Source organism: Haematobacter missouriensis, assembly GCF_000740775.1.
Taxonomy (GTDB): domain Bacteria; phylum Pseudomonadota; class Alphaproteobacteria; order Rhodobacterales; family Rhodobacteraceae; genus Haematobacter; species Haematobacter missouriensis.
The window spans coordinates 1-4,344 of the sequence record NZ_JFGS01000074.1 but is presented as its reverse complement, the minus strand read 5'-3'; the positions used below and the strand labels follow the sequence as shown (position 1 = coordinate 4,344).

Sequence of the window (4,344 nt, the reverse complement as noted above, 5' to 3'; positions counted from 1 at the left end):
CCGAGTTCACCGAGGTGCTGCTGGACGCCCGCAGCGGACACGGATCGACCGTGTCCGCTGCCAGCCCTTATGCGGTTGCCAGCATTCCCTTTTCGCGGGCCAGTTCGGTCATCCGCTTCTGCAGCTTCTCGAAGGCGCGAACCTCGATCTGCCGGATACGTTCCCGGCTCACGTCATACTGGCCGGAAAGATCCTCCAGAGTCACCGGCGCTTCAGACAGTCTGCGCTGGACAAGAATGTCTTTCTCCCGGTCGTTCAGAACGCCCATCGCTTCCTCGAGCAGCTCGCGGCGCGCCTCCAGCTCATCGCGTTCGGCAAAATCGGACGCCTGATCGGCACCCTCATCCTCCAGCCAGTCCTGCCACTGCGTCGCGCTGTCCCCCTCGGAACCGACCATGGCGTTGAGGGAGGCATCGCTACCGGAAAGACGGCGGTTCATCGCGATGACCTCATCCTCCGTCACGTTGAGGTCATGGGCGATCTGTTTCACATTCTCCGGCCGCAGGTCCCCTTCCTCCAAAGCCCCGATGCGGGCCTTCGCCTTGCGCAGATTGAAGAACAGTTTCTTCTGCGCCGAAGTGGTGCCGAGCTTCACAAGGCTCCAGGATCGCAGGATATACTCCTGAATGCTCGCCCTAATCCACCACATCGCATAGGTGGCGAGGCGGAAGCCTTTTTCAGGCTCGAACCGTTTCACCGCCTGCATCAAGCCGACATTCGCTTCCGAGATCACCTCGGCCTGCGGCAGGCCATAGCCGCGATAGCCCATGGCGATCTTCGCCGCGAGGCGCAGGTGGGATGTGACAAGCTTATGGGCAGCACCAGCGTCCTGATGATCCACCCAACGCTTGGCGAGCATGTATTCCTCATTGGGATCCAGCATCGGAAACTTGCGGATCTCCTGAAGGTAGCGGTTCAGCCCCTGTTCCGGGCTGGGGGCCGGAAGATTGGTATAGGTTGCCATCGCATCTCCCTTCTTGCCCCTTTCGGGCGGGTTCCGTCCGGGGGCAGCAAGATATGGTTACCGGGTCTGTAGCGTTCAAGACCCAGCTTCACTTGTCCTATTAACGCATGAAGGTTGGCGTTTCGTTCCAAAAGCAGAGATGTTTCGCGAGTCTCACGCCGATGTGCGCAGCGTCACAGCACAGGCCCGAGCGTCGCCATGGCGCTGTTGAGCAAGCGGCGGGGCAGCGACCATCCCCGGACATCTTCCAGAGTAATGCGGTTGCAGTCCGCAAGCCACGCCTCCTGCCGCGCACGGAGCGCCCGGTTCAGATCAGGCGAGAAAATCAGGACATTGTTTTCATAGTTGAGGTCGAGGCTGCGGCGATCCATGTTCGCCGATCCGACCAGTACGGTGTCATCGTCGATGTTCATCGTCTTGGCGTGCAAAAGCCCGCCGCGGTATTCGTAGATCTCGATACCCGCTTCCAGCAACGCCTCATAGTAGCTCTGACTTGCCCAGGCCACGAAGCGGCTGTCATTGCGCGCAGGGAACAGGATACGGACCCGCACTCCGCGCATCGCGGCCGAGCAGAGCTCATCCTGCAACGGCTCATTGGGCACATAATAGGGCGTGGAGATTGTCAATTCGCGCTGTGCCGCACCGATGGCAAGCTGAAAGCTGTCGGAGACGGCGTGCGGATTGATGCGCGGCCCGGTGCCATAGGCAGTTGCAACCTCGTCCCCTTGCGGGGCCGGCAAGGGCGTGGACAGGAGAGGGGAAAGGTCTTCTCCCATATGGGTCAACCAGTCCGCCGCGAAGATCATCTGAAGTTGCCGCGCTACCGGGCCTGCTCCGCGAAAGAACACGTCCACCCAAGGCGCATAGCGGGGTTTCACACGGAAGGCGGCGTCGGCACAGTTCTGGCTGCCGAACCAGCATACCTCTCCATCGATCACCGCGACCTTGCGGTGGTCGCGCACATCAATGCGGGAAATGAACATGCGAAGAAGCGGTCGTGATGTGGGAAAGGCGACACCCATCGTTGCACCCGCCTTTTCCATCCTGCTCCAGACCGCGGAAGACAGCATGGCGCGAGAGCCGAAGGCATCCACCATGACGCGACAGGTCACACCGCGGCGCGCAGCGCGCTCTATGGCATCGGCGACCCGCAGACCGTTGTTGTCGGTCAGCCAGATGTAGAACATCAGGTGCACATGGTCCGTCGCCCCGTCGATATCGGCGACGAGACGCGCAATCGCATCATCGCTGTCACGGGCCAACAGGATGCGGTTACCGCCAACCGCCTGAAAACCGTTCACCGCGCTCACGCGCTGAAAGCTGGAGACGAGCCGTTCCGGCAGCACGGGTGGCGGATCGGGCGGCGGCATCTTGGGGAGAATGCGGATGGCCCGTTCCATCCGGGTCAGCGTCTCCCGCCGGATCGTCACTTCTCCAAAGAAGAAGTAGAGCACCATGCCCAGCAGGGGCACGGTGCCGACGACCATGATCCAGGCGAGCCGGGCGGCTGGTTGCCTGTCCTTGCGGATGAGAACCCGGGCGATGACTGCCGCCTGAGCAAGAACAAGCAGGATAAGGGAGAAATAGCTCTGCATGTCACTCCGCGCGGTTCTTTGAATATATGGTGTGCCCGGGAATGGTGGCCAGCCATACCGACGCGATGACAAAGCGGTAATCTCGCTTCACGGTGAGACCTTGCCGATCGGCGTGAAGACGCAGGACAGGTGGCGACCGACAGCAGCGTTCGAGGCAACATCCTCCCGTGAGCAAAAGCGCAGTGGATGGTGCGAACGCGTGGTCACCCGCGCAGAAGGGCGACCAAAGTTGCCATATCGTCCGGCAGCGGGGATTCGAAGGCAAGGTCCTCGCCGGTTACAGGATGCGTGAAACCCAGCGTTGCCGCGTGGAGCGCCTGCCGCGGGAAGGCATCCACTGCCGCAGCGATCTCCGGCCCCAGCGCACGCGCAGAAGCCTTGCGCCGCCCGCCATAGACCGGATCCCCGACCAGCCCATGCCCCGCATGAGCGAGATGGACGCGGATCTGATGGGTCCGCCCGGTCTCCAGCCAGCAGTCCATCAGGGCGATGGCGGGCGGCTGGCCAAAACGTTCCTCCACACGCGCGCGCGTGACCGCATGGCGTCCGCCGGTGAAGGTCACGGCCTGACGCTGACGGTCGGTGCGGTGGCGATCGATGCCGGTCACGATGCGCAGGATGCCCCCGGGCTCGAACCCCACGCCCCGCACACCCCTGAGCCGCGGGTCGGCCGCGTCGGGAACACCGTGAACCAGCGCACGGTAATGGCGGTGGACGGTATGCGCCTCGAACTGCCGGGCAAGGCCGTGGTGTGCGCGGTCGGTCTTGGCGACGACGAGGAGGCCGGATGTCTCCTTGTCGATCCGGTGGACGATCCCGGGCCGCCGCGCTCCCCCGATGCCGGAGAGGCTGTCACCGCAATGGTGGAGCAGCGCGTTCACCAGCGTGCCGGAGACGGAGCCGGGCGCGGGGTGGACCACCATCCCGGCAGGCTTGTCCACCACGATCAGGTCATCGTCCTCCCACACCACGACGAGGGGGATCGCCTCGGGCAGGGTCTCCAGCTCCTCCGGTGGATCGAGCAAAATGGTGATCTCCTCTCCCGCCGCCACACGGGCGGAGGTGTCGGTCAGCGCCTCCTCCCCGCGCCGCACGGCGCCGGCGGCAATGAGCCGCGCGAGGCGGGAGCGCGACAGCGCCTCCCCCTCTGGCACGTCGCGGGCGAGCGCCTTATCAAGACGCGCGGGAGGATCCTCTCCGATCAGAACGGAGAGAACCCTGCCAGATGGCGCTGAACTGGAGGCCGACATGGATGATGCTCCCCCCCCGGAGGCGCTGCCCCCGAGCCTGCGTTTCCTGAAACTGCTGGTCACCGTGCTGACGGCGACGCTGATTATCGGCGTCATAACGATCGTGGTGCTGCTTGTCACCCGCCTGCCGCGCGCCGCCGCACCGCCAACGCTGCCGGAGACGGTCACTCTCCCCGATGGGACGACCCCTATCGCCTTCACACAAGGGGCGGACTGGTATGCGATCGTGACAGCGGAAAACGAAATCCTGATCTTCGACCGAGCGACAGGCGCCCTGCGGCAACGGGTGGAGATCCGGCCCTAGCCACGGGACCGGCTCCGGCGCACAAGGCCCTGCACAAGCGAAAGTGAAGATTTGCCGCCGCGCGATCTTTGACGTTGAGTTTCCGGGCGGAGACTGCTCCCTTGGTAAAAAAGACGAGCGGGGATGGTAACCATGCGACGCGGACTTCTGGCACTTCTGGGGGCGATGCTCACAGTGACCCTTACGTGGGGCATCGCCAACGCGGTCGTGTCTCGGAAGTGGTAGAAATTG

The 4,344-nt window shown here is 63.6% G+C and carries 4 protein-coding genes; 1 reads left to right on the top strand and 3 read right to left on the bottom strand.

Annotation, left to right across the window (positions count from 1 at the left end):
• Positions 1-67: 67 nt before the first annotated feature.
• From rpoH to CG51_RS18510, 3 genes are all read right to left on the bottom strand, one after another.
• On the bottom strand, positions 68-964 hold the full coding sequence (rpoH, locus tag CG51_RS18520) for an RNA polymerase sigma factor RpoH (RefSeq protein ID WP_035747533.1): 897 nt from the start codon (positions 962-964) through the stop codon (positions 68-70).
• 173 nt (positions 965-1,137) lie between these two features.
• Positions 1,138-2,559, bottom strand: a complete 1,422-nt coding sequence (locus CG51_RS18515) for a phospholipase D-like domain-containing protein (protein ID WP_035747531.1) — start codon at positions 2,557-2,559, stop codon at positions 1,138-1,140.
• 203 nt (positions 2,560-2,762) lie between these two features.
• On the bottom strand, positions 2,763-3,809 hold the full coding sequence (locus CG51_RS18510; protein WP_035747530.1) for an RluA family pseudouridine synthase: 1,047 nt from the start codon (positions 3,807-3,809) through the stop codon (positions 2,763-2,765).
• Here CG51_RS18510 and CG51_RS18505 point away from each other — a divergent pair.
• Complete coding sequence (locus tag CG51_RS18505) at positions 3,808-4,113, top strand: DUF6476 family protein (protein ID WP_035747528.1); 306 nt, start codon at positions 3,808-3,810, stop codon at positions 4,111-4,113. The genes CG51_RS18510 and CG51_RS18505 overlap by 2 nt on opposite strands.
• Positions 4,114-4,344 lie beyond the last annotated feature (231 nt).

Excerpts from the sequence above, each read along its gene's own strand:
- rpoH (WP_035747533.1), bottom strand. The coding sequence starts at position 964 with ATGGCAACCTATACCAATCTTCCGGCCCCCAGCCCGGAACAGGGGCTG.
- CG51_RS18515 (WP_035747531.1), bottom strand. The coding sequence starts at position 2,559 with ATGCAGAGCTATTTCTCCCTTATCCTGCTTGTTCTTGCTCAGGCGGCA.
- CG51_RS18505 (WP_035747528.1), top strand. The coding sequence starts at position 3,808 with ATGGATGATGCTCCCCCCCCGGAGGCGCTGCCCCCGAGCCTGCGTTTC.
- CG51_RS18510 (WP_035747530.1), bottom strand. The coding sequence starts at position 3,809 with ATGTCGGCCTCCAGTTCAGCGCCATCTGGCAGGGTTCTCTCCGTTCTG.